The following is a 23,827-nucleotide window of genomic DNA, read 5'->3' as shown; positions in this document are numbered from 1 at the left end:
GTTAGGCAAGGCTATCCTTATGTCAATGTCACACAGTGTGAAAACCAACGCCCTCATGACCGTGCCGCCGCGCCTCAAGCGCGCTACCCGGCCCCCACGCGGCACCTCGCCGCTGATCGAGGAACTCGAACGGGTCGCCGCCACGGGGAAGGCCGACCTCGGCGCCTTCTGGCGCGGGGTCGAGGAGACCGGTACCCCGATCGTCGGTGAGCTCGACGACGACGGTCATCGCACCGCCACCTTCCTGTGGCGAGGAGGAGACGAACTCGCCGACGTCGTCCTGGTGGCGAACAAGATCGCCGACGCCGACTCCTACGACGAGAACCGTATGGACCGTGTCCCCGGCACCGATGTGTGGCACCTCACCTACCGGATGCGTTCGGACTGGCGAGCCTCCTACACGGTCGCACCCGTCCCCGCGGACGGTTCGCGGCCCCCGGAGAACGCGCTGTCCGCCATGACCCGCCTGCGCCGGGAACGGGCGCTCGCCGTCGCCGAACCCGACGACCGGTCCTCCGTCGCCCGCTGGTTCGACGCGCTCACCCACGCCCGGCCCGACCCACGCTCCCGGGAACGGCTGGACGAACACCACTCGGTGGTCTCCCTACCCGAGGCCCCGGCCGAGCTCCGACACCGGGTGCGCGGCGACGCCCGGGCGGGGGAGGTCACCGAGCACCGCGTCGCCTCACGGCACCTGGACAACACCCGCACGGTCTGGGTCCACCGACCCGCGGTCGCGCCGGCCGAGAGAGAGCCCTGGCCGGTCGTCGTGCTCCTCGACGGCCGGACCTGGCACGACCTGCCCTTGGCGCCCCTGCTCGACGGGTTGATCGCCGAGGGCGCACTGCCACCGATGCTCACCGTCATGGTCGACAGCCTCGATCCGGGCACCCGCATGCGCGAACTCGCCTGCCACGACCCCTTCGTGTCCTTCCTCGACACTGAACTCCCGGCCTGGCTGCGGAACCTGCACCCGATCACCGACGACCCCGAGCGCACGCTCGTGGCGGGACAGAGCCTGGGCGGACTCACCTCCCTGTACGCGGCGCTGCGGGCGCCCGAACGGTTCGGCCGGGTCCTCTCGCAGTCGGGCTCCTACTGGTGGCCCAACGTCGCCGGGACCGGAGGGGAGTCCGAACACATGGTCCACTTGTCCACCGAGGCCGACACCCTCCCGGGGCGCGTCCACCTCAGCGCCGGCCTGCACGAGTGGGCCCTCATCGGCGCCAACCGGCGGGTCCACGAAGCCCTCTGCGAGCGGGGGACGGAGCTGGGGCGACCGAATGGCTTCGCCACTCTCACCGAGTACAACGGAGGCCACGACCGTGCCTGCTGGCGCGTGGACCTGCCGGACGGGCTGGTGGCGCTCACCGATGACTGGCCCCGTCCCACCGGCCGGGCCTGAACCGGGCCTGAACCGGAATCGGGACCGGGACCGGGGCCGGGGCCCTCAGAGGGAGGCGCCCGCCTGGATCGCCTCATCACGCAGCACCGCCACCAGTTCACCCGCCGGCAACTCCCGTGCCCGCCGGAACCCGGTCCCCGCCCACAACGCCATCCCCTCGGGGTCGGCGGCCCGGGACGCTGCGGCGCGCAGTGGCTTGGTCATGTGGTGCACCTGCGGGTAGGCGCGAGGGGCGTCACGGTGGTCGAGGATGAAGCGGTTGGTCAGCCCCCGCGCCGGTCGGCCGGTGAACGCACACGTCAGTGAGGTCTCGGTGAAGTCGGGGTCGGCGAGCGCGGCCTTGTGGACCGGCTGCGCGCCGCTCTCCGGGCAACGTAGGAACGCCGTGCCCGACTGGGCAGCGGCCGCTCCGGAGGACAGGACCGCGGCGACATCGGCACCGTCCATGATCCCGCCGGCGGCGATCACCGGGACGTCCACCGCACGCACCACGTCCCGCAACAGCTCGGCCAGCGGGCGGTCCTCACCATGGTCGGGGTCGAAGACGGCGCGGTGGCCGCCCGCCTCCACGCCCTGGGCGCACACTCCGTCCGCGCCCCGGGCCACGGCGGTGAGGGCCTCCGCCACGGTGGTGACGGTGACGACGGTCGCCGATCCCACCGCGCGCAGCCGGGTCAGGACCTCCTCGGAAGGGCAACCGAAGGTGAAGCTCACGACGGGCACCCGGGCCTCGACCAGCAGGTCGACCTTGGCGTCCCAGTCATCGTCGTCGTACCGGGCCGGCCCCACCTCCACACCCAGGCGATCGGACTCCTCCGCCAGCTCGGAGCGGTAGGCGGCCAGTTCGTCGTCGCATTCAGGGGACCGGGAGGGGGAGGGGACGAACAGATTGACCGCGAACGTCCGGGTTCCCAGCCCACGCACCTCGGCGATCCGAGCGCCGAACGCGTCGGCGGTCAGGTATCCGGCCGGCAGTGACCCCAGGCCACCGGCGGCGCTCACCGCCGCCACCAGGTCCGGGGTGGTGGCGCCCCCGGCCAACGGCGCCTGGACGATCGGACGTTCCCCGCACAACCGCGACAGATCCATCATCACTCACTTCCCTCACGTCGATCGCCCGAAGATTATCAAGGTGGCGAATGGGAGGGGCGTTCGGGTCATGAACTCTCGGGTTCACTATTTCTAGCGGAATCATCCCTTTCCGGTTCGGCGAATTCGGTGGACTCCGGGAAAAGGTGGGTCAGGACGAGCGAGATGGCCCCACCGATGACGGCACCCGATGCCATGACGGTAACCGCGACAGGAATCCCCCAAAGATCCCACAGCCAGCCGAAACTGAAACTGGTCGCGACACCGGCCAACATGGCCAGGGTCGATATCGTGGAGAACATGGTGTTGCGGTTGGCGTCGGTGAACATCAGTTGGTACCAGACCCCCGCCACCACGCCCGCGAGGCCGATGAGGAACTCGGCCGCGACCAGGCCGACGATCAACGGGATCACGTCGTGCGCGGCCAACACCACGGGCACCCCGATCGCCATGACCGATAGTGGGCCCCACACGTGAGGTCGGCGTGGGTGCACCCAACGCGCGGCGGCCGCCCCCGCCGCCAGGGACAACGTCATCACCAGCAGGAACAGACCGTTGAGGCGGACGTCCTGCCCGAAACGCTCCAGCAGCATCGGCTGCCACGAGGCCACCAACAGCACCGTCGCCGACATGGCACCCATGGCCAACGCCACCATCGGGGCGAAGCGCCGGCTGAGCACCTGGGAGACCGACTCCAGCACGAGCACACCGATCCGCCGGTCCGGTCGCCCTTGGACGTGGGGAAAACTCAACGGTGTCAGGGCGGCGAGGGACAACAGGAGCAGGCCACCGCAGGCCACCAGTGGCCCCGGTGACAGCCATGTGCCCGCCACCATGACCAGAGCGGCGCCGAGCGCCGAACCGATCCGACCGGACAGGGCGCCCACACGAACGATCCGCGCGATTCGGGTGGTCCGGTCCCGGGAACCGACCCGGTTGATCAGGATCGCGCTCATGGTGCCCGAGTGCAGCGCGAAACCGACGGTGCCGAAACACATGCCCACCAGGGTCAGGGGCAGGGTCGGCGCCGCGCCGACGAACAGGAAACCGGCGCCCCAGCTCAGCAGGCCGACGAACAGCAGCCTCCGGTGTCCGTAGCGGTCGCCCAGCGCCCCGCTCGGCGCCTCCATGAGGAGGCCGACCAGGTTGGCGCCGGCCATGATCGATCCCACCATCCATGGTTCCGCTCCGCGCCCCAGGAAAATCGTGACGAAAACCGCGCCGTAAACGAAGTCGGCGAGGGATGTGCCGAGTGAGTACGCGGTGAATCGTCGAAGCAGCGACCGTTCTCCGGGAGGTGTGGGACATTCGGTTTCGGCCATGGTCATTCTTTCAGGGCGGTGGATTTTCGGCGGAGGATGAATTCCGCCGAAAATACCATGCTGTTTCTCCCGGGGCCACGGGTTATTCCGTGCTCTCGGCCCGGAAGGATCAGCCCCGGTACGCCGGTCGTTCCGCCCTCGCCCGCTCACCTTCGGACGATGCGTCCTCCCGAGGTTCGTTCGTCACCTCGTCCCCTCGCACCGGGACGAAGGTCCAAGCGGGGGCGTGGAACAGCGGGAGCAGGACCGTGTCGACGATCTCCACCACCAGTTCGTCGTCGAGCGGGGAACCCTGGAAGAGGAAGTGGTTGCGCAGCAGGGCCTGCCCCACATCCAGGCGTGGGCCGATCACCGCCTCGGGCCGGATCTCCCCGCGAGCCACCGCCCGCCGGGCCGCCTCGGCCATCATCCGCCTGCCCCGTCCCTGGGAACGCGCCCGGATCTCCCGACCGTGCTCCGGGTCGGGCAGAGCCTCGGCCAGGAGCCCGCGCAGGGCCGAACCCGCGGGGCCGTCGAGCATCGCGGCGTTCTGCCGGAGCAACGCCAACAGGTCGCCGCGCAGCTCTCCGGTGTCGGGGACCTGCTCCGGGTCGGGCAACAGGTGGTAGACGGCGTCCATCACCAATGCGGACCGTGTGTTCCACCTGCGGTACAGGGAAGCCTTGCTCGCCCGGGCCCGCTCGGCCACCCGTTCCATGGTCAGCCCCGCGTATCCGTGCTCGTCCAGTTCGGTGATGGTCGCCTCGAAGATGGCGATGAGCAGGGCATCGCCCCGTCTGCGGGGGCGCTTGCGGTGGTCGTTGCTCTCGACGGACATGACCGCATCCTACGAAGCGGCCGTGACCAGGCCGCGTGCCCCGTCGACGGTCACCGACCGCCCGTCGGTGAGCACGGAGGTCCCGGTACCGGTGCCCATCACCGCGGGGATCCCGTACTCACGGGCCACGATCGCCGCGTGTGAGCCGACCGCCCCCGAGTCCACCACCACGGCCGCCGCCCGTCGGAACAGTGGGGTCCACGTCGGATTGGTGTAGGGGCACACCAGCACGTCGCCGTCCCGGAGCCGGTCGAAGTCCGCGGCTCCACGGATGACCCGGACCGGCCCGGTGACCGTTCCCGCGCCGGCCGGGGAGCCTATGACCAGGGCGTCCACCGGCTTCTGATGGGGGAAGACCCGCGCCGGGTCGATCATCGGCACCCCGGACATCTCCGCCCGCTTGGCCGCGCGTGCCCGCACCAGTGCGCGCAAGCGTTCGGCCTGGTGCGAGGGGAGCGCTTCGACGTCCTCGACCTCCAGTACCTCCGCCAAACGCAGGTGGAAGACGTCGAAGGCCTCCTCCACCACCCCGGCCCGGCGCAGGCGCTCACCGATCTCCAACAGGGAACGGCGCAGGGCCGGCAACATGGCCGTGAAGTAGAAGTGGGTGTCCTCACGGAAGGCCACCCCCTCCTGTGCGGTCCGCAACCATCGCCCGACCCGGGCCCGGGCGCGATGCCCGCGCAGCAAGGGGTGTTCGAGCAGCCGGTCCAGCGCCCGCGCGGATCGGGACGCGCTGTCTTCCGGTTCCGCGGTGTCCGCCGCCATGGTCCCCGGCTCCTCGGCCCGGTCGATCAGGGAACGCACCAGGCCCAGGACGACCTCGGGGGACTCCGCCAGGGTCGGTGGGCTGACCAGCAGCGGCGAGGTGGTCTCCCGCCGTCCGTACTCGCGCAGGAAGGAATCGAGTTCAGTACGGAACTCCGAGATCTCGGACGCGGAGATCCCAGGTCCCTCGGAACCCGCGCCTGTCTCCTCCGTCAGCGCGACCAGGATCCCGGCCGGTTCCCGCTCGGTGAACAATCGGCGCAGTTCTGGCGCGGCGTGGACCCGGTCGGCCAGTGCCCGCAGCGCCCTGTTCGAGTCCTCGGTCCGGGTGCGGGCCCCGCCCAGCAGGTCGGCGAGCAGGTTCCGACGGCCCAGGAACCCGGTGGCCAGCGCCGCCCGGAGGAGGGCCAGGCCGGCGCCGGGCAGGTAGTCGATCCTCAGGTCACGGCAGGGGGCCATCAGCCTCAGCGCCCGCTCGGGCACCTCGACCAGCTGGACCCAGGGCAGGGCGGACAGGTCCAGGGCGTCCAACGCGTCGGCCTCGGAGAGGAACGCCTTCTGCCTCGGGTCCTCGGCCCAGTCCACGGGTCGGAACTCGCGGGCTTTGCGGGCCAGCCTCACCGGGGTGGACAGGGCCCGTGGGGACGGGTGCGGGTTCGGTGGCACCAGTTGGACCACCACCCCGTCCTCCTCCCTCAGGTAGTCCTGGAAGGTGCCCTCCATCCCGTAGTACTCGGCGATCTCGCGCATCATCTCCGCGGGGCCCCGGCCCAGGAAGGTGCTCACGTCCATCGGGTAGGGCCGCACCGGCAGGTACTCGGTGAGAATCGCTGCTTGGAGTCGTTGGCGCCGGTTGAGCGGGACCGAGGGAGGTGGCAGTGCCGTCATCGGTCGGGCCTGCACGATTCGGAAACGTCCGTCCGAGAGCGCCCACTCGATGTCCTGGGGAGAACCGAAGTGCTCCGTGATGGTGCGCGCGTGCGCCGCCAGGATCCTCAGCTGCTCCCGGGTCAGCAGTGCCTGGTCCGACACCGGATCGGTCGCCTCGGTGGCGGTACCGATCTCCTCGTGGTGGACCCCACCGCCGGCCACCGAACGGATCACCCTCTCCCCGCGCCCCGGGGTCCACTCCAGTAGTTCCCCGACCCGGTCCAGCAGGTAGTGGTCGGGGGTGACCAGCCCGGAGACCACGGCCTCACCCAGCCCCGCCCCGGCGTCCACGACGATCCGGTCGCGGTTCCCACTCACCGGGTCGGCGGTGAACATCACCCCGGCGACCTCGGAGTCGACCATCTCCTGCACGACCACCGCGATCCGCATCCGGTCCTGGTCGATCGCGCGCTCGCGGCGGTAGGCCACCGCCCGGTCGGTCCACAGTGAGGCCCAGCAGCGGCGGACCGATTCGAGCACCGCTTCGGTGCCCACCACGTTGAGGTAGGTGTCCTGTTGTCCGGCGAAGGCCGACCCGGGCAGGTCCTCGGCGGTGGCGCTGGAACGCACCGCCACCGGGACGTCCTCACCCAGCCCTCGGTAGGCGACGGAGATCGCCTCGCGCAGGTGTTCGGGGATCTCGGCTCGCGCCAGCGCGGAGCGCAGGTCGGCGGGCGCCGGTCCATCGCCTTCCTCACCAGGCCCGATGAGCGACATGGACGCTCCGGCGCCTTCCGTGACGGTGGTGTAGGCGCGGGTGGTGACCACGAATCCCCGTGGCACCGGCAGACCGGCCCGGATCAGCTCACCCAGGTTGGCGGCCTTGCCGCCCACGGTCTCCAGGTCCGCGGCCCCGAAGACGTCCAACGGAGCGACGGAACGGGTGCGAGTGGTCGCTGTGGGGTTCATGCGCGCTCTCCGGTGGTCAGGTGATCGGGTGGTTCGAGCGGGCCGGTGTGGCCGATCGGTCCGCACAAGGCGCGGGGGCGGCAGTGGTCTTCCGCGCGGTCGGCGTCGCCGCCCGCATCGACATGCCGATCCTCCCCTCGATCCGATAGAGAACGTTACGTTCCCTAAAAAGGCTAACCCGGGGAGATAGAAAACACAACGTTCCCTAAGGAGGGATTTCCCGTGGCACCCGAGGCCGGCCGGGGCCCGTCCGGATCTCGGCCCACCCGCCCGGATACGCTCGGCGCGACAACGTCAGTCCTGGGGAGGAACAACATGACAGCGACCGCGGTCGTCACCGGAGCCAGTAGCGGGATCGGCGCGGCCACCGCGCGCGGACTCGCCGCCGAGGGCTACGAGGTGGTCCTGGTCGCCCGCCGCGCCGACCGGATCGAGGCCCTGGCCGAAGAGATCACCGAGGCCGGTCAGGTCGCGCGGACACAGGTCCTCGACGTCACCGACCGGGCCGCCGTCGACGCCTTCGCCGAGGCTCTGGGCTCCTGCGACGTGCTCGTCAACAACGCGGGCGGCGCGATCGGCACGGAGACGGTGGCCACCGGCGACCCCGCCGACTGGCGGCGGATGTACGAGGTCAACGTCCTGGGCGTGCTCAACATGACCCAGGCCCTGCTGCCCAAGCTCATCGCGAGCGGGGACGGTACCGTCCTCCTGGTCTCCTCGGTGGCCGGGCACGTCGTCTACGAGGGCGGCGGCGGTTACGTGGCGGCCAAGCACGGCGCCCACACGCTGGCCGCCACTCTGCGCCTGGAACTGGTCGGGGAACCGGTCCGAGTGCTGGAAGTGGCCCCCGGCATGGTCAAGACCGAGGAGTTCTCGCTCAACCGCCTGCGCGGCGACAAGGAGAGCGCCGAGGCCGTCTACGAGGGCGTCCCCGACCCGCTGTCCGCGGAGGACGTCGCCGACACCATCGTGTGGGCGGTCACCCGCCCCTCGCACGTCAACATCGACCTGCTGGTGGTCCGCCCCCGCGCCCAGGCCGCGCAGCACAAGGTCCACCGCGTCAAGGAGTAGCCCGGCGCCCCGGTGACGAGGGCCTTCCCGACGGCGTCCGGCGGGAAGGCCCTCGACGTGCTTCACAGGTACCCGACCCTCGTGATACGTGTGATTCGGCACACATGGCCATAAAGGTGACGACGAGTCCCCTGGCCATGGCGCCCCCGTCTCGCACGGCTAGGAGCCCGGACTTGAGCACGACCGACCCTCTTCCCAGTTACGCCTCCGGAACGTCGACCACACCCTTGCTCGGCGACACGATCGGCGTGAACCTGGCGCGTACCGTCGCCGCACACCCCGACCAGGACGCGCTGATCGACCGGCCCGCAGGGCTCCGGCTCACCTATCGGGAGTTCGACGCCGAGGTCGACCGCGTCGCCCTCGGACTGCTCGACCTCGGGGTGACCAAGGGCGACCGCGTGGGGATCTGGTCCCCGAACCGCGCGGAGTGGGTCCTCGTCCAGTACGCCACGGCGCGCATCGGCTCGGTACTGGTCAACATCAACCCCGCCTACCGCACCCACGAACTGGAGTACGTCCTCCAGCAGTCGGGGATCTCCGTCCTGGTCGCCGCTCCCTCCTTCAAGACCTCCGACTACGCGGGCATGATCGAGGAGGTGCGCGGCAAGTGCCCGGACCTGCGCGAGGTCGTGCTCTTCGGCGGGTCCGCATGGGACTCCCTGCTCGAAGCGGGCGGGCGCGGTGACCGGTCGCGGCTGGCCGAGGTGGCGGCGACCCTGTCCCCGGACGACCCGGTCAACATCCAGTACACGTCCGGCACCACCGGGTTCCCCAAGGGCGCGACCCTGTCCCACCACAACATCCTCAACAACGGATTCTCGGTGGGGGAGCTGCTGGGGTACACCGAGCAGGATCGGATCGCGATTCCGGTGCCGTTCTACCACTGCTTCGGCATGGTGATGGCGAATCTCGCGGCCACCAGCCACGGGTCCTGCATGGTCATCCCCGGACCCGGATTCGACCCGGCGGCCTCGCTGGAGGCGGTCCAGGCCGAACGCTGCACCTCGCTGTACGGCGTCCCCGCCATGTTCATCGCCGAACTCGCCCTGCCCGACTTCGACGACTACGACCTGTCCTCGCTGCGCACCGGCATCATGGCCGGTTCGCCCTGCCCGGCGGAGATCATGCGCCAGGTCATCGACCGGATGGGCATGTCCGAGGTCTCCATCTGTTACGGCATGACCGAGACCTCTCCGGTGAGCACCCAGACCCGCCGGGACGACTCGTTGGAGCGTCGCGTGTCCACGGTGGGACGCGTCGGCCCGCACCTGGAGGTCAAGGTGATCGACCCGGGTTCCGGGGTCACCGTTGCGCGCGGCGTATCGGGAGAACTGTGCACCCGCGGCTACTCGGTGATGCTCGGGTACTGGAACGAACCGGAGAAGACCGCCGAGGCCATCGACACGGGACGTTGGATGCACACCGGCGACCTCGCCGTCATGGACGAGGACGGTTACGTGAGCATCACCGGCCGGATCAAGGACATGGTGATCCGCGGCGGGGAGAACGTCTACCCGCGCGAGATCGAGGAACTGCTCTACACGCACCCCGACCTGCTGGACGCCCAGGTCATCGGGGTCCCGGACGAGCGGTACGGCGAGGAACTCATGGTGTGGGTCCGGATGCGGGAGGGGGTCGACCCGTTGACCGTCGAGTCCCTGCGCACCTTCTGTGAGGGCCGCATCGCCCACTACAAGATCCCGCGCTACGTCCACGTGGTGGAGGAGTTCCCGATGACGGTGACCGGCAAGGTCCGCAAGGTGCAGATGCGCGAGGAGGCCATCCACCTCCTCGGGTGACGCGGCCGGCCCCTCACCGCCGGGTGAGGGGCCCACGCGCCTACTTCGGGTCGAGTTCCCTGCCGAGCAGCTCCACGAGGCCGTCCAGCGCCTCGTCGGCGCCCTCGGCGTCGCAGGTCAGGGTGACGGTCTCCTCATGGGCGGCGCCCATGGCCATCACGGCGAGGACGCTGCGCGCGTCCACCTCCTTGTGGCCCTCACGGGAGATCATCACGGGCAGGCCGGTCTCGTTGACGGCCTGCACGAACAGGGCCGCGGGCCGGGCGTGCAGGCCCAGCCGGGAGGCGATGGCTACGGTGCGTTCGGGCATGTCGTTCCTCGGGGTCTCGTGGTTCGTGGCCGGTGGTCGGGTGTTCGTGGGCCGCCGCGATGGGCGGTCAGAGCTCGTCGATCCGCCACAGGGGGTCGGGGACGGTCGTCGATGTGACGCCGTCGTCGGTCACGTCTTCGGGGCGGGGGACGGTGGTCCCCGGCAGGGACACGGCGGCGGTGCCCCAGGCGACGGCCCGACGCAGCCGTTCCTCGGGGGTGCCCTCGTGGGCGAGGAAACCGGCCAGCGCGCTGTCACCCGCGCCCACGGTACTCCGGGTGCGTACCCGGGGACCCCGCGCCCACAACACGTCCTCGGCGCTCACGTACAGGGCCCCGTGCCCGCCGAGGGTGACCAGGGCCGCGCCGTTCCCTTTGGCGAGGACCTCACGGGCGGCGTCGGTGACCTCCCCGACGGTCGTCGGCGCGCGGCCGACCAGGTCGGACAGTTCTTCGAGGTTGGGCTTGAGCAGTTCCACCGAACCCGCCTCCGCCGCGGATCTGAGCGGGGCGCCCGAGGCGTCCAGCGCGAGCGGCACTCCGTGGTCCGCGGCGAGTTCGGCCACGCGCACGTAGAGGTCGTCGGGGGCTCCGGCGGGCAGGCTACCGCTGGCCACCACCCAGTCGGGTCCCTTGGCGATTTCGTCCGTCAGGGCCCGGAGTAGGGCCTGGATCTCCGCGGGGGAGAGGGTGGGGCCGGCGGCGTTGAGCTTGGTGGTGGTGCCGTCGGGCTCGGTGACGGCGACGTTGCCGCGGGTCTCGCCCCCGATGGGCACGGTGACCCGGGGCAGGTCACCGAGGAGGGTGGTGAGCTCGGCTCCGCCGCCCCCGCCGACGGGAAGGATCGCGCGGGTGTCGACACCCGCTCTGAGCAGGGCACTGGCGACGTTGACGCCTTTACCGCCGGCCTGGGCGCGTGTGGCGCGAATCCGCAGGACCTCGCCTCGGACGAGGTCGTCGACCTCCAGGGTGTGGTCGACGCTCGGGTTCGGGGTGAGGGTCAGGATCATGGGAGCTCTTTTCGAGGGGTGTGGCGCCCGGCCTGCGTGTGTGGATGTCTTTGATTATGTGTGTTTGCTTGTGTGTGTCAACAGTGTGCCGTGCGGGGTGGGAAGTGTACGGGTCGGATGGCCCTACCGTTTCCTGTCCTGGTCGCCGGCGTGGTGGGTCGGAGTCTTCCAAGGCTGGCGCGGTGGTCGGAGGTGCTGGGATATTGGGTGGGGATACCCCTTGTGTGTCCCACGCAACACGATTAAACTCACCGAAAACCACACCGAAACACAGGTGATCCCACATGTACGCGGAAGAGCGCCAGAAGGTGATCCTCGAACGCGCCCGCCGTGACGGCCGGGTCGACGTCACGGGGCTCGCCTCGGAGTTCGACGTCACCTACGAGACCATCCGCCGCGACCTCACCGCCCTCGAACGGCACGGGGTCCTGCGCAGGGTCCACGGTGGCGCGATTCCCGTCGAGCGACTGGGTTTCGAACCCGCGCTCAACGTGCGCGACTCCGTCATGACCGAGGAGAAGGAACGGATCGCCAAGGCGGCGCTGGCCGAACTCCCCGAGGAGGGCGCGGTCCTCCTCGACGCGGGCTCCACCACCGGCCGCATGGCCGAACAGCTGCCCACGGACCGGGAACTCATCGTCGTCACCAACTCCCTCTCCATCGCCCTCACACTCACCACCCGACCCAACATCAACCTCATGCTGCTCGGCGGCCGGCTACGAAACCGGACCCAGGCCAGCGTCGACGCCTGGGCACTGCGCTCCCTCGCCGAGTCCTACGTCGACGTCGCCTTCATGGCCTCCAACGGAGTATCCGTCGAGCGCGGGCTCACCACCCCCGACCCGGCCGAGGCCGAGGTCAAGCGGGCCATGATCGCCTCCGCTCGACGCGCAGTCCTGCTCGCCGACCACACCAAGGTCGGCAATGACCACTTCGCCCGTTTCGCCAACGTCGAGGACCTCGATCTGATCGTCACCGACAACGGACTCGCCGACGGCCTGGCCGACGAACTCGAATCCGCGGGCCCGGCGGTCCAAGTGGTCTGACCCCACACCGTCCACTCCCTCGGCGGGACACTCCGCCGTACCTCCCAGGAGGACCCCCCAATGTCCACCCAGCAGAGCGAGAGCCGATTCTCCTCGGTCCGCTCCGGAGTCCAACGCTTCGGCGGCTTCCTCGCGAGCATGGTCATGCCCAACATCGGCGCCTTCATCGCCTGGGGGCTGATCACCGCGCTGTTCATCCCCGACGGCTGGTGGCCCAACGAACACCTGGCCCAGCTCGTCGACCCGATGATCGCCTACCTGCTGCCGCTGCTCATCGGCTACACCGGTGGCCACCTGGTCTACGACAAGCGCGGTGGTGTCGTCGGCGCGATCGCCACCATCGGCGTGATCGTCTCCGCGGACATCCCGATGTTCCTCGGCGCCATGGTGGTCGGTCCGCTCGCCGCCTACCTGTTGAAGGCGTTCGACCGCCTCGTCCAGCCGCGTACCCCGGCCGGCTTCGAGATGCTCGTCAACAACTTCAGCGCCGGCATCCTCGGCGGCATCATGGCGGGTCTGGGCCTGTACGCCATCGGCCCGATCGTGACCACCGTCGCCGGCTGGTTGGGCTCCGGGGTCCAGTTCCTCATCGACATGTCACTGCTGCCGCTGGTGTCGTTGATCGTGGAACCCGCCAAGATCCTCTTCCTGAACAACGCCATCAACCATGGCGTCCTCGGTCCCTTGGGCGTGGCCCGGGTGGCCGAGCAGGGCAAGGCGATCGAGTTCCTCATCGAGACCAGCCCCGGCCCCGGCCTGGGCATCCTGCTGGCCTGCATGCTCTTCGGCCCCAAACTCAGCCGCGCCACCGCCCCGGGCGCGATCATCATCCACTTCCTCGGCGGCATCCACGAGATCTACTTCCCGTACGTCCTCGCCCAGCCGAAGCTCCTCCTGGCCGTGATCGGCGGCGGCATGTCCGGCGTCACCACCTTCATGCTCCTCGACGCCGGTCTCGTCGCCACCCCGGCGCCCGGCAGCATCATCGCCCTCATGGCGGTCACCCCGCGCGGCGACCACATCGCGGTCCTCGCCGGTGTCGTCATCGGAACAGCCGTCTCGTTCCTCATCGCCTCCGCCCTCCTCGGCTTCGGACGCGCCGAACGCAAGGCCGAACGAGCAGCCGCAGAGGCCAAGTAGCCACCCAGGTCCCAGCGAGGCCTGAGACCACCCCCAGCGCAGGTTCAGTACAGGAGGGCCACATGGCCACCATCGAAGGTTCCGCCGTCAAGAAGGTCGTCGTCGCCTGTGACGCCGGCATGGGCAGCAGCGTCCTGCTCACCACCCAGCTGAAGAAGACCCTCGCCCCCTACGACGTCACCGTGGAGCACGCCCCGGTGGACCGTGTCCCCGCCGACGCCGACCTGGTGCTCTGCCACGCCGGTCTGGTCGGCCGGGCCCGTACCCGGGTGCCCGACACCGTCGTCATCGGCTTCCAGATGTTCCTCGGCGACCCAGTGTTCGCCAAGGTGGAGGCGGCCATCCGGGACGGGGGGACCCTTGGCGACTGACCTCGTCCTCAGTGCGGACGCCGTCCGGCTCGGTCGCACCGCACGCGACCGCGCCGACGCCATCGACCAGTGCGGCGCCCTGCTGGTGGAGCTGGGGGCGGTCGAGCCGGGATACGTGACCGCCATGCACGAACGGGAGGCCTCCATCCCCACCTTCGTGGGCGAGGGCGTGGCCATCCCGCACGGCACCGACGCCTCCCGCGTCCTCGTGCACAAGGCCGCGCTCGCCGTCGTCCAGTTCCCCGAAGGGGTCGACTGGGGCGGGCCCACCGTGCACGTCGCCATCGGCATCGCCTCGTCGGGCGAGGAACACCTCCGGGTGCTGTCCTCCCTGGCCGGGGTGCTCACCGACCCCGAACGGGCGGCCCGACTCCGATCGGCCGACGACCCCGACGAGGTCCTCGAACTGCTCGCACCCGCCGCGGGCTGATCCCCACGTATCCGCGGTGGATCCGGTCCACCACTTCCTCGAACGGTCGGGGCGGCGACCCCGCCCCGACCCCACAAGAAAGGCCCCACCATGCTCGTCGCCCGTTTCTACGCCCCCGGGGACATCCGTCTGGAAGAGGCGCCCGAGCCCACGCCGGGCGCCGGGCAGCTCAAGATCGCGGTCGTCAACTGCTCCACCTGCGGTACCGACGTCAAGATCTCCCGACACGGACACCACCACATCCGTCCGCCCCGGGTGATCGGACACGAGATCGCCGGTCGGATCGTGGAGGTCGGAGAGGGCGTCACCGGCTGGTCCGAGGGCGACCGGGTACAGGTCATCGCCGCGATCCCCTGCGGTACCTGCGTGGAGTGCGCCGACGGTCGGTTCACGGTGTGCTCGCGCCAGGAGTCCATGGGCTACCACTACGACGGCGGGTTCGCCGAGTACATGATCATCCCCGAAGCGGTCCTCGCCGTGGACGGCGTCAACCGGGTGCCCGACAACGTCTCCCTCGCCGAGGCGTCCGTGGCCGAACCCCTCGCCTGCGTGCTCAACGGCCAGGAGATCGCCGGGGTCGGAGAGGGCGACAAGGTGGTGGTGATGGGCGCTGGACCCATCGGCTGCCTGCACGTTCGTCTGGCCCGGGCCAAGGGCGCCTCCGAGGTGTACCTGGTGGACCTGAACCGGGGTCGACTGGACATGTCCGCCGCACTGGTGCGCCCCGACGCCGCGATCTGCGGGTCGGAGACCGACGCGGTCGCCGAGGTGCTGAAGCTGACCGGTGACCGGGGCGCGGACCTGGTCATCACCGCGGCCGCTTCGGGCAAGGCACAGGAGGACGGGTTGCGAATGGTGGCCCGCAGTGGCCGGATCAGTTTCTTCGGCGGGCTGCCCAAGGACGCCCCGATCATCCAGCTGGACGCCAACGCGGTCCACTACCGGGAGATCTCGATCTTCGGAGCCAACGGTTCCAGCCCCGAACACAACAAGCGCGCCCTCGACCTCATCTCCACCGGGGCGGTGCCGGTCGCCGACCTCATCACCGAGCGGATGCCGCTGTCCGACGTGCACAAGGCGATCGAGACGGTCGCGGCGGGCACCGCGGTCAAGGTGACCATCGAGCCCTGACCGTTCCGAGAAGGCGCGCGCCCGGCCCCGGAGACGGATTCGGTCCGGTTGTCCACAGATTCGGAATCGGGGCCGGCGCCGGCGCCGTTTTCGCGGTTGGCTGGACCTGACGGACCATCGCCCCCACCATCACAGTCGGACCCCACCAGCCGCAGGAGAGCACACATGGCGCAGACGGAACCCGCCCCGAACCCGACGTCCGGCCCCGCCCCCGCAGGTCTGCTCAAGGGCATCGCCGCCGGACCGGGCGCCGCGGTGGCGCCCGTCGCCCGGATGGCCGACCCGCCCGCGCTGCCCGAACACGAACCGGTGGTCGACGATCCGGCGGCGGAGGAGGACGCGGCCCTCGCCGCCCTGGACGAGGTGGGCGCGGAACTGGACGCGCGGGCGGCCGACGTGGAGGGTGAGGCCGCCGCGGTGCTGACCACCCTGGCGTTGATGGCCCGTGACCCCGACCTGCGTCGGCAGGTCGGCGAACTCGCCCGGGAAGGTCGGCCGGCGGCCTGGGCGGTCCACACCGCCTGTGGCCACTACCAGGAACTCCTCCTGGCCGCAGGTGGATACCTGGCCGAGCGCGCCGCGGATCTGGCCGACATCCGGGACAGGGCGGTGGCGGTGCTGCTCGGGCTCCCGATGCCGGGACTGCCCGACCCGGGGCATCCGTTCGTGCTGGTCGCCCGGGACCTGGCCCCGGCCGACACGGTGCGGCTCGACCCGGCGCGGGTGAAGGCCATCGTCACCCGTCTCGGTGGTCCCACCAGCCACACCGTGATCCTGGCCCGCTCCCTCGGTCTGCCCGCGGTGGTGGGTTGCTCGGGCGCGGATCACCTGCGGGAAGGGGCGACGGTGGCGGTGGACGGCGACGCGGGCACCGTCGAGGTGGATCCGGTCCCCGAGGTCGTCGAGCGTATCCAGGGGCGGGTCGAACGGCGCCGGACCCTGTTGGCGGAATCCGGTGGGCCCGGTCGTACCGCCGACGGGGTACCGGTCGCGCTGCTGCTCAACGCCGGTGAGGGTGACCCGGAGGAGGCGGGCGCGCACGACAGCGAGGGGATCGGGTTGTTGCGCACCGAGTTCCTCTTCCTCGACCGGGCGGAGCCACCCACGGTCGCCGAGCAGACCGAGGCCTACACCCGGTTGTTCCGGGCGTTCGCCGGTCGGGTGGTGACGGTGCGGACCCTGGACGCGGGTTCGGACAAACCCCTGGAGTTCGCGCCCACCGGCGAGGAGGCCAACCCGGCCCTGGGCGTACGGGGTTTCCGCACCTGGAAGCTCCACCCACGGTTGCTCACCGACCAGCTCACAGCGATCTCCGCGGCCGTGCACGCGGCCGACACCGATGGCGCCTCCGCCCGGGTCCGGGTGATGGCGCCGATGGTGTCCACCCCGGCGGAGGCGGGCGAGTTCGCCGCGCTGGCGAGGTCGGCGGGGGTCAACGAGGTCGGTGTGATGGTGGAGGTGCCCTCCGCCGCGCTGTTGGCCGATCGGGTGCTGCGCAGAGTCGACTTCGTGTCGATCGGTACCAACGACCTGGCGCAGTACACCCTGGGGGCCGACCGGACACTGGACAGCCTGCCGGAGTTGTTGGACCCATGGCAGCCATCGCTGCTGCATCTGCTGGCCAAGGTGGGGCGGGCGGGGGAGGCGCTCGGCCAACCCGTGGGGGTGTGCGGTGAGGCCGCCGCCGACCCGCTGCTCGCCGTGGTGCTGGTGGGGCTCGGGGCGACCAGCTTGTCCATGGCGCCACCGGCACTGCCCGCGGTGCGCTACGTCCTGGCCCGGCACACGCATGCCGAGTGCCGACGCCTCGCCGAGCTCGCCTTGGCCGCGGAGGACCCGGAGCAGGCCAGGAAGGTGGTGCGCGAGGCGGCGCACCCGGAGGCCCTTCGGCTCTGACCGGGACGGGGCCCGCCCCCGACGACCATCACCGGAACGCTCCGGGGAACCCACCGTCCGGGTCTTCCCCGGAGCGTCGCTTTCAGGGTGCCGGCCCCCGTGGGTGGGTCTGCGGTGGTGACGGGCGCGTCAGGCGTCGGGGGTGCCCCAACCGTCGCCGACGGCTTGGGGGACCAGATCCAACTGCTCCAGGATGTGGACGAGCAGGAGGCCGAGGTCCTCGCACCCGGAGGCGCACCAGATCTGGTGGCCGTTGCTCAGGGCCGCGAAGAACACCGAGGCGACCAGCGACGGGCGGTGGTCGGTGGTCGGGTCCACCCCCGCGCGTTCCGCCAGGGCATCCGCGAGGCGTGCCTGGCGCCGATGGTAGTAGCGCATGTTCGTGTCGATCAGTTCCGGGCTGCGGGCGATGAGATTGACCGCGCTGCCCTGGAGGTGCAGGTCCTCGCGCTCCAGATACTCCCAGTGGTCGCGCATCGCGTTGCGCAGGGCGCGGAACGGCGCCTCGTCGGCGGGGCGTTCGCGCAGGGAGTCGAACAGACTCTGGTCCACGCCCTCCGCGGCCTCCAGGACCACGTCCTCCTTGGAGGCGAAGTACCGGAAGAACGTGCGCTGGGATACGTCGACGGCGGCGGCGATCTCCTCCGTGGTGGTCCCCTCGAACCCGCGCTCGTGGAACAGGCGGATCGCCGCGTCGATGAGGTCCCTGCGCATGCGCGCCTTCTTGCGCTCACGTAGACCGGTCGGTTCGGAGCTCGTCACGGTCATGGACGGCCTCCTTCCCCTGCGGCCTCGGATCTCGCACCTACTGCGAGGATACATGCGGGCCAGTATGACGTCAGTCACTGACTTCTTGCATGAATTGCGAAGTGTCAGCGGCTGACATAATCTCTCTCGGTAGCCAACGGGGAACCATCGGGGGAAGTCATGACCGCACAGACCGCCGCACCACCGACACGGGCCGTCGAACGCCTTACTCGAAGCCCGTGGGCGACGCTGGTCGCCATCGCCTTCGGTGTGATGATGGTGGCCCTGGACGGGACCATCGTGGCCGTCGCGAACCCGGCGATCGGGGCGAGCCTGGGGGCCTCCCTCGCCGAGTTGCAGTGGGTCACCCACGGCTACCTGCTGGGCCTCGCCGTCTTCCTCATCACCGCGGGCAAACTCGGCGACCGCTTCGGTCACCGGAACACCTACCTGGTGGGCGTGGTCGGCTTCGTCATCGCCTCGGTGGCCATCGCCCTGTCCTCCGGCGTCATCATGCTGGTCGCCTTCCGGATCGTCCAAGGGATCTTCGGAGCGCTCCTGCTGCCCTCCGCCATGGGCCTGATGCGCGCGAGCTTCCCGCCCAGCAAGCTCGGCCGGGCCTTCGGGGTGTTCGGCAGCCTGATCGGCGCGGCGACCGCCGGGGGACCCATCCTGGGCGGCATCCTCGTCGACGCGCTCAGCTGGGAAGCGGTCTTCTACATCAACGTCCCGGTGGGCGCGATCGCCCTGGGTCTGGGCCTGTGGCTGCTGGCCGCGAACCGGCCCACCGACCCGGGAAGCCGCATGGACCTGCCCGGCATCGTCCTCATCAGCGTCGCCGTCTTCGCCCTGGTGTGGGCGCTGGTGGAGGCGCCGAGCATCGGCTGGGGCCATCCCGTCACCCTGGGCTCCCTGGGTGGGGCGCTCCTGTTCGCTCTCGCCTTCGTGCTCTGGGAGCGCAAGCCCGAGCAGCCGCTCATCCCGCTCGCGCTGTTCGCCAACCCGTCCCTGGCCATCGGTGTGGTGCTGATGGTGTTCATGGCCGTGAGCCTGATGGGGTCGCTGTTCTTCATCACCTTCTACCTACAGGGTGTGCGGGGGATGAGCCCCGCCCAGACCGGAATGCAGCTCATCTCGATGACCGCGACCATGGCCATCGTCTCGCCGATCGCGGGACGGATCCTCGACCGGGTCGGCGCACGGTTGCCCACCACCATCGGCCTGCTGTCGGCGGGGGCGGGCATGTTCCTGCTCTCCCGTCTGACGGTGGACACCTCGGTGGTGTACCTGTCGGTGGGGTTCGTCCTGCTGGGTGTGGGTCTGAGCCTGGTGATGACCGGGTCCACCGCCGCGATCATCGGGAACGCGCCGGTGCGTTTCGCCGGTGTCGCCTCCGCCGTGCAGCAGGCGGCGATGCAGCTCGGTGGTTCGCTGGGCACGGCGGTCCTGGGCGCGGTCATGTCCGCGACCATCGTCACGAAGCTGCCGGACCACTACACCGCGTTCGGTCAGGACGCGCCCTCCGGTGGTGAACTGAACGGCATGCAGAGCGTCATCGCCCAGGGCGGCGCCGTCCTGCCCGAAGGGGCCGACCCCGACACCGTCTCCGCGATCACCACGGCGAGCAACCTGGCCTTCCTGGACGGCCTGCACCTGGCCTTCCTCATCGCGGCGGGGCTGCTGTTGGCGGGCGCGATCCTGTCGCTGTTCATGCGCGGGGGGAAGATGACCGACGGGCCCGTCGTGCACATCTGATCGAGGTGCGGCCCTCACCACACGTGGCCCCGGAGGACTTCGTTCCTCCGGGGCCACGACGTCGTCCGTGAGGTGCGACTCAGGTCGTGTAGTCGGCGTTGATCCGGATGTAGCCCTCGGTCAGGTCACAGCCGTAGACGGTGAAGTCCCCGTCGGCGATGCCCAGGTCGACACCGATCAGCACCTCCCGGCCCTTCATGTGCCGAGCGGCGCGCTCCAGGGTCTCCTCGGTGGCCTCGCTGGGGAAGGTCTCCACGTCACCGAAGACGATGCGCACGTTCTCCGGCAGCACGTCGGTCTCGTCCGAGCACTTGCCCACCGCCATCGCGACCCGGCCCCAGTTGGGGTCGGCCCCGTGCACGGCGGTCTTGACCAGCGGAGAATTCACCACGGCCTTGCCGACGCGCTTGGCCTGCGCGTCGTCGCGAGCTCCCGTGACCCGCACCTCGATGAGCTTGCCCGCGCCCTCGCCGTCGGAGGCGATCATCCGGACCAGCTTCAGCGCCACCCCGTACAGCGCCTCCTCGAACTCGGCGACGTCCACCGGGCCGGCCAGGCCGTTGGCGAGGATCGCCGCGGAGTCACTGGTGGAGGTGTCGGTGTCGATGCTCAACGCGTTGAAGGTGCGGTCCACGACCCGGCGGAACACCTCGTCCAGAACAGGCTGCTCCAGGTCGGCGTCGGTGAAGAACCAGGCCAGCATGGTCGCCATGTTCGGCTCGATCATGCCCACACCCTTGGCCATGCCGGTGAGGGTCGCCTCGCCCACCTTCACACTGACGATCTTGGGGTGGGTGTCGGTGGTCATCATCGCCGACGCGGCGCGGTCCAGGTCGGCCGGCGGGAACTCGGCGGGCAGGTCGTCCAGGTACGCGCGGATCCGCTCCATCGGATAGGGGCGACCGATGACCCCGGTGGAGGCGAGCAGGAGGTCCTCGGGGTCGATGCCGGCGGCCCGGGCCACCCGTTCGCGCACCTCGCGTGCGTCCCTGGTCCCGATCTGCCCGGTGGCCACGTTGGCGTTGCGGGCCAGCACGGTGACTCCTCGGGCCCGACCGTCGGCGGCCGCGTCCCGACTCAGGCGCACGCTGGGCCCGGCGAACGTGGACCTGGTGAACACGGCGGACACCGCCGCCGGGGTCTGGGAGACGACGGCGAAGAAGTCGTCGTCGGGGTCCTTGATCCCCATGTTTCCGGCCACGCCGACGAAACCGGCGGGAACGGGGGTGTGGTCGCTCATCGTCCTCCTCGGAAAACTCCTGACGGCAAGCCTACTGCGCCACGCCCGACCACCTCGATTACGGCCTCCACCTGCGGGGGTTTCGTACTGTGCGGTGACGACACGGGTGTGACAAGCCGGATCGAACGGGGTATCCGCCGAGAGTGGGGGAAGACCGCTCGGGGGGAGGCGTGTGGTGCACGATGGTGACTGGCTCACGGAGACGGGGGCGCGGATCCGTGGGGTCCTGAAGGTGATGGTGGACGCCGATTGGCTTCCTGGTGGGGCCGCGGTGATCGGAACCGGCGGTATGTGGGAGTTCGTCGCGGTCGGTCGGGTCGACGCGGAGCACGACACCGCTCCGGATGTTTCCTACGACGTCGCGAGCCTGACGAAGGTGATGGCGACCTGGCCGCTGGTGGGTAGAGCGGTCGCCGAGGGGGTGTTGGACCTCAACGCTCCGATGTCCGAATACTTCGAGGGGGAGGACCTTCCCGGGGCCTGGGTGACGGCACGGCAGATCCTCACGCATACCAGTCGACTCAACCAGGTGACCTGGTTGGAGCGGTACGTGGGCACCGACCAGGATCTGGCCGAGGCCATCCTGGCGGACCCGCTGGAGGAACCCGGATACCTCTACATCGACCGCGGATTCATCCTGCTGGGGCTGCTGCTGGAGCGTCTGTACGGCAAGGGACTGGACCGGTTGGCCGCCGACTTCTGGGCCGAACTGGGGATGCGCTCCACCACGTTCGGGCCGCTGCCGCGTTCACCCGCCGTGGCTCCCACCGAACGTCGTCTCGTCGGCACCGCGCCCAACTGGGGTGTGGTGCACGACGAGGCGGCGGCGCTGATGGGCGGTGTGGCCGGGCACGCCGGAGCGTTCACCACCGCCATCGACCTGGGTGCCTTCGCTCGGGAGATGCTGCGTCTGCACGAGGTCGGGGCGGAGGGGGCGATCCCCGGTTCGTACGTGCGAGAGAGCTGGACCGCGCAGGTGGACGCCGGAGGGCGCCTCTCCCGCGGTCTGGGTTGGCTCGTCACCCCGGAAGGGGTGGTCTACCACAATGGGTTCACCGGGACGAGTCTGTTCATGCACCCCGAGAGCGGACGGTACGTGGGTGTCCTCACCAACGCCGTTCACTACGGGCGGGACCGCACCGGTCTGGTGGACCTGCGCAGCGCCGCCCGGTCGGCGCTCACTCCACAGGCCCACGAATCCTCGCCGTGAGTCCCTGGAGGAACGTGGCGAGTCCGGCCGGGCCGGGAACGGTCAGGTCGGCGGCCTCGGCCACCGCCGTGACCTCGTCGGAGGACGAACACACGGTGAGCCCGGGTGTTCCGCGTTCGCGCAGGGCGGTGACGGCCGCGAAGGCCGGCAGGTCGCCGAGGTCGTCACCGGCGTAGAGGATCGAGCGCGCGGCCTTCTCCTCCACCAGGGAGGTGAGGGCCGCACCCTTGTCCACGCCCCGGGGGCGGAGTTCGATCACCATCCTTCCGGGTTCCAACCGCAGGTCGGCGCGTTCGGCCAGGTCGGCCAGTGGGCCGGACAGCAGTTCCAACGCCCGGTCGGGGTCGTCGGCGCGGCGGGTGTGCACGGCCAGCGAACGGCCCTTGTCCTCGATCCAGGTGCCCGCGGGCGCCCCGGAGGCGTCGACCAGAGCGGGGAGTTCGGCGCGGACCAAGGCCACTCCCGGCGGTGGGTCCGCGGCGATGACGCTGCCGTCCACCCAGCGTTCGGCCCCGTAGTGCCCCAGGACGACGATGCCGGGTATCCGATCCAGCCCGCCCAGGTCCACCGCGGTGGCGGCGGGTCGACCGGTGATCACCGCGACGGTTCCGACCAACGAGGACAGGGTGGCCAGCGCCTCCACGACCCCGGGTTGGGGGGCGGAGGCGCGGGGGTCGGCGACGATGGGGGCGAGGGTGCCGTCGAAGTCGAAGGCGGTCAGCGCCGTGGAAGGTGCACCGACCAGCGCCCTCATGGCGGCGCGTCCGGCTTCGGTGCCGGGTTCGAGCGGGCTGCCGGGCTCGGCTGGGGACATGCGAAGACCTCGTCGTAGTCGTCAATGGGCCGCGCGGCGCGGGCCCTGGCGTGGACGTGTGGTCTTCGCCGGGGGAGTGCGCGGAAATCGGGGTCGTGCGGACGCGGGGATCGTCCCTGTCGCACGTGCCGGACCGGTACGGATGAATCGGTGGAGCCGGAACCGGTGGGACTAGATCTGGATGCCGAGGCGGCGGGCGTTGCGTTGTCGTCGGCGGTCGGCGCGTAGACGGCGCAGACGTTTGACGGTCATGGGGTCGAAGGCGAGCGCCTCGGGGCGCTCGACCAGACCGTTGAGCAGTTGGTAGTACCGGGTCGCGGAGAACCCGAACTCGTCGCGGATCGCCTGTTCCTTGGAGCCCTCGAACTTCCACCACTGGCGTTCGAAGGCGAGGATGCGCTGTTCGCGTTCGGCGAGGGCCGACTGACCGTCTTTTGACGGACCGATATACGGCATGGGACACCCCCTGGACGGGTAATTGGTTTGTCCGGATCGGCGTGACTCATGCTAGCGACTCGACATGCCGGATGAGGAGCGGAGAACCCAGGAGTGTCACCCGGGCTACAGTTGCCTTCCCTACCCCTCTGGTCACTTGTCCAAGCTTGGATCCTGTGC

21 protein-coding genes are annotated in these 23,827 nt (G+C 70.2%); 11 read left to right on the top strand and 10 right to left on the bottom strand.

Annotated elements, in window-relative coordinates:
- The first annotated feature begins 25 nt into the window (after positions 1 to 25).
- Entirely contained in the window at positions 26 to 1,405 is a 1,380-nt protein-coding gene (gene fes, locus BQ8420_RS07235; RefSeq protein ID WP_235005976.1) for an enterochelin esterase, read from the top strand.
- Positions 1,406 to 1,450: 45 nt separating this feature from the next.
- Here fes and BQ8420_RS07230 read toward each other — a convergent pair whose 3' ends face one another.
- From BQ8420_RS07230 to BQ8420_RS07215, 4 genes are all read right to left on the bottom strand, one after another.
- Positions 1,451 to 2,494, bottom strand: a complete 1,044-nt coding sequence (locus tag BQ8420_RS07230; protein ID WP_087097084.1) for a nitronate monooxygenase — start codon at positions 2,492 to 2,494, stop codon at positions 1,451 to 1,453.
- Positions 2,495 to 2,562: 68 nt separating this feature from the next.
- Entirely contained in the window at positions 2,563 to 3,816 is a 1,254-nt protein-coding gene (locus BQ8420_RS07225) for an MFS transporter (RefSeq protein ID WP_255404849.1), read from the bottom strand.
- A gap of 109 nt (positions 3,817 to 3,925) precedes the next feature.
- Complete coding sequence (locus BQ8420_RS07220) at positions 3,926 to 4,633, bottom strand: TetR/AcrR family transcriptional regulator (protein WP_087097039.1); 708 nt, start codon at positions 4,631 to 4,633, stop codon at positions 3,926 to 3,928.
- 9 nt (positions 4,634 to 4,642) lie between these two features.
- Positions 4,643 to 7,240 carry a PEP/pyruvate-binding domain-containing protein gene (locus BQ8420_RS07215; protein WP_087097038.1) on the bottom strand — a complete coding sequence of 866 codons (2,598 nt, stop codon included), beginning with the start codon at positions 7,238 to 7,240 and terminating at the stop codon, positions 4,643 to 4,645.
- Positions 7,241 to 7,555: 315 nt separating this feature from the next.
- Between BQ8420_RS07215 and BQ8420_RS07210 the strand changes: the two genes are divergently transcribed.
- Together BQ8420_RS07210 and BQ8420_RS07205 are read left to right on the top strand one after the other, a co-directional pair.
- Positions 7,556 to 8,311, top strand: a complete 756-nt coding sequence (locus tag BQ8420_RS07210) for an SDR family NAD(P)-dependent oxidoreductase (protein ID WP_087097037.1) — start codon at positions 7,556 to 7,558, stop codon at positions 8,309 to 8,311.
- A gap of 173 nt (positions 8,312 to 8,484) precedes the next feature.
- Positions 8,485 to 10,113 (top strand): AMP-binding protein, encoded by a 1,629-nt coding sequence (locus BQ8420_RS07205; RefSeq protein WP_087097036.1) that lies wholly within the window; start codon positions 8,485 to 8,487, stop codon positions 10,111 to 10,113.
- A gap of 40 nt (positions 10,114 to 10,153) precedes the next feature.
- Here BQ8420_RS07205 and BQ8420_RS07200 read toward each other — a convergent pair whose 3' ends face one another.
- Both BQ8420_RS07200 and pfkB read right to left on the bottom strand, forming a co-directional pair.
- Entirely contained in the window at positions 10,154 to 10,423 is a 270-nt protein-coding gene (locus BQ8420_RS07200) for an HPr family phosphocarrier protein (protein WP_087097035.1), read from the bottom strand.
- 67 nt (positions 10,424 to 10,490) lie between these two features.
- Complete coding sequence (gene pfkB, locus BQ8420_RS07195) at positions 10,491 to 11,432, bottom strand: 1-phosphofructokinase (protein ID WP_087097034.1); 942 nt, start codon at positions 11,430 to 11,432, stop codon at positions 10,491 to 10,493.
- Between the two features lie 284 nt (positions 11,433 to 11,716).
- On the opposite strand from pfkB, the gene BQ8420_RS07190 reads away from it, so the two are divergent.
- The 6 genes from BQ8420_RS07190 to ptsP all read left to right on the top strand — a co-directional run bounded on the left by BQ8420_RS07190 (position 11,717) and on the right by ptsP (position 17,446).
- Entirely contained in the window at positions 11,717 to 12,478 is a 762-nt protein-coding gene (locus BQ8420_RS07190) for a DeoR/GlpR family DNA-binding transcription regulator (RefSeq protein WP_087097033.1), read from the top strand.
- A gap of 60 nt (positions 12,479 to 12,538) precedes the next feature.
- On the top strand, positions 12,539 to 13,618 hold the full coding sequence (mtlA, locus tag BQ8420_RS07185) for a PTS mannitol transporter subunit IICB (RefSeq protein WP_087097032.1): 1,080 nt from the start codon (positions 12,539 to 12,541) through the stop codon (positions 13,616 to 13,618).
- Positions 13,619 to 13,680: 62 nt separating this feature from the next.
- Positions 13,681 to 13,989, top strand: a complete 309-nt coding sequence (locus BQ8420_RS07180; protein WP_087097031.1) for a PTS lactose transporter subunit IIB — start codon at positions 13,681 to 13,683, stop codon at positions 13,987 to 13,989.
- Positions 13,979 to 14,419, top strand: coding sequence for a PTS sugar transporter subunit IIA (locus BQ8420_RS07175; RefSeq protein ID WP_087097030.1), 441 nt, complete (start codon positions 13,979 to 13,981; stop codon positions 14,417 to 14,419). The genes BQ8420_RS07180 and BQ8420_RS07175 overlap by 11 nt, the downstream gene beginning before the upstream one ends.
- A 90-nt stretch (positions 14,420 to 14,509) precedes the next feature.
- Positions 14,510 to 15,550: a zinc-dependent dehydrogenase gene (locus BQ8420_RS07170; protein ID WP_087097029.1), complete on the top strand. Its 1,041-nt coding sequence runs from the start codon at positions 14,510 to 14,512 to the stop codon at positions 15,548 to 15,550.
- Between the two features lie 165 nt (positions 15,551 to 15,715).
- Positions 15,716 to 17,446, top strand: a complete 1,731-nt coding sequence (ptsP, locus tag BQ8420_RS07165; protein ID WP_087097028.1) for a phosphoenolpyruvate--protein phosphotransferase — start codon at positions 15,716 to 15,718, stop codon at positions 17,444 to 17,446.
- Positions 17,447 to 17,575: 129 nt separating this feature from the next.
- Here ptsP and BQ8420_RS07160 read toward each other — a convergent pair whose 3' ends face one another.
- Positions 17,576 to 18,214, bottom strand: a complete 639-nt coding sequence (locus tag BQ8420_RS07160; RefSeq protein ID WP_087097027.1) for a TetR/AcrR family transcriptional regulator — start codon at positions 18,212 to 18,214, stop codon at positions 17,576 to 17,578.
- Positions 18,215 to 18,373: 159 nt separating this feature from the next.
- Here BQ8420_RS07160 and BQ8420_RS07155 point away from each other — a divergent pair, with 159 nt between their 5' ends.
- Entirely contained in the window at positions 18,374 to 19,948 is a 1,575-nt protein-coding gene (locus BQ8420_RS07155) for an MFS transporter (protein ID WP_087097026.1), read from the top strand.
- 79 nt (positions 19,949 to 20,027) lie between these two features.
- Here BQ8420_RS07155 and argJ read toward each other — a convergent pair whose 3' ends face one another.
- On the bottom strand, positions 20,028 to 21,188 hold the full coding sequence (argJ, locus tag BQ8420_RS07150) for a bifunctional glutamate N-acetyltransferase/amino-acid acetyltransferase ArgJ (RefSeq protein WP_087097025.1): 1,161 nt from the start codon (positions 21,186 to 21,188) through the stop codon (positions 20,028 to 20,030).
- A gap of 175 nt (positions 21,189 to 21,363) precedes the next feature.
- Between argJ and BQ8420_RS07145 the strand changes: the two genes are divergently transcribed.
- Positions 21,364 to 22,398 (top strand): serine hydrolase, encoded by a 1,035-nt coding sequence (locus BQ8420_RS07145; RefSeq protein ID WP_087097082.1) that lies wholly within the window; start codon positions 21,364 to 21,366, stop codon positions 22,396 to 22,398.
- Here BQ8420_RS07145 and otsB read toward each other — a convergent pair.
- A complete protein-coding gene (gene otsB / locus BQ8420_RS07140) occupies positions 22,367 to 23,212 on the bottom strand; it encodes a trehalose-phosphatase (RefSeq protein ID WP_087097024.1) in 846 nt (281 codons plus the stop codon). The genes BQ8420_RS07145 and otsB overlap by 32 nt on opposite strands.
- Before the next feature lie 171 nt (positions 23,213 to 23,383).
- Positions 23,384 to 23,668, bottom strand: coding sequence for a DUF3263 domain-containing protein (locus BQ8420_RS07135; RefSeq protein WP_087097023.1), 285 nt, complete (start codon positions 23,666 to 23,668; stop codon positions 23,384 to 23,386).
- Positions 23,669 to 23,827: the final 159 nt, after the last annotated feature.

Source organism: Nocardiopsis sp. JB363, assembly GCF_900143625.1.
Lineage (GTDB): Bacteria > Actinomycetota > Actinomycetes > Streptosporangiales > Streptosporangiaceae > Nocardiopsis.
The sequence above is the reverse complement of the archived record's forward strand: the minus strand, read 5'-3'. Positions and strand labels throughout refer to the sequence as shown.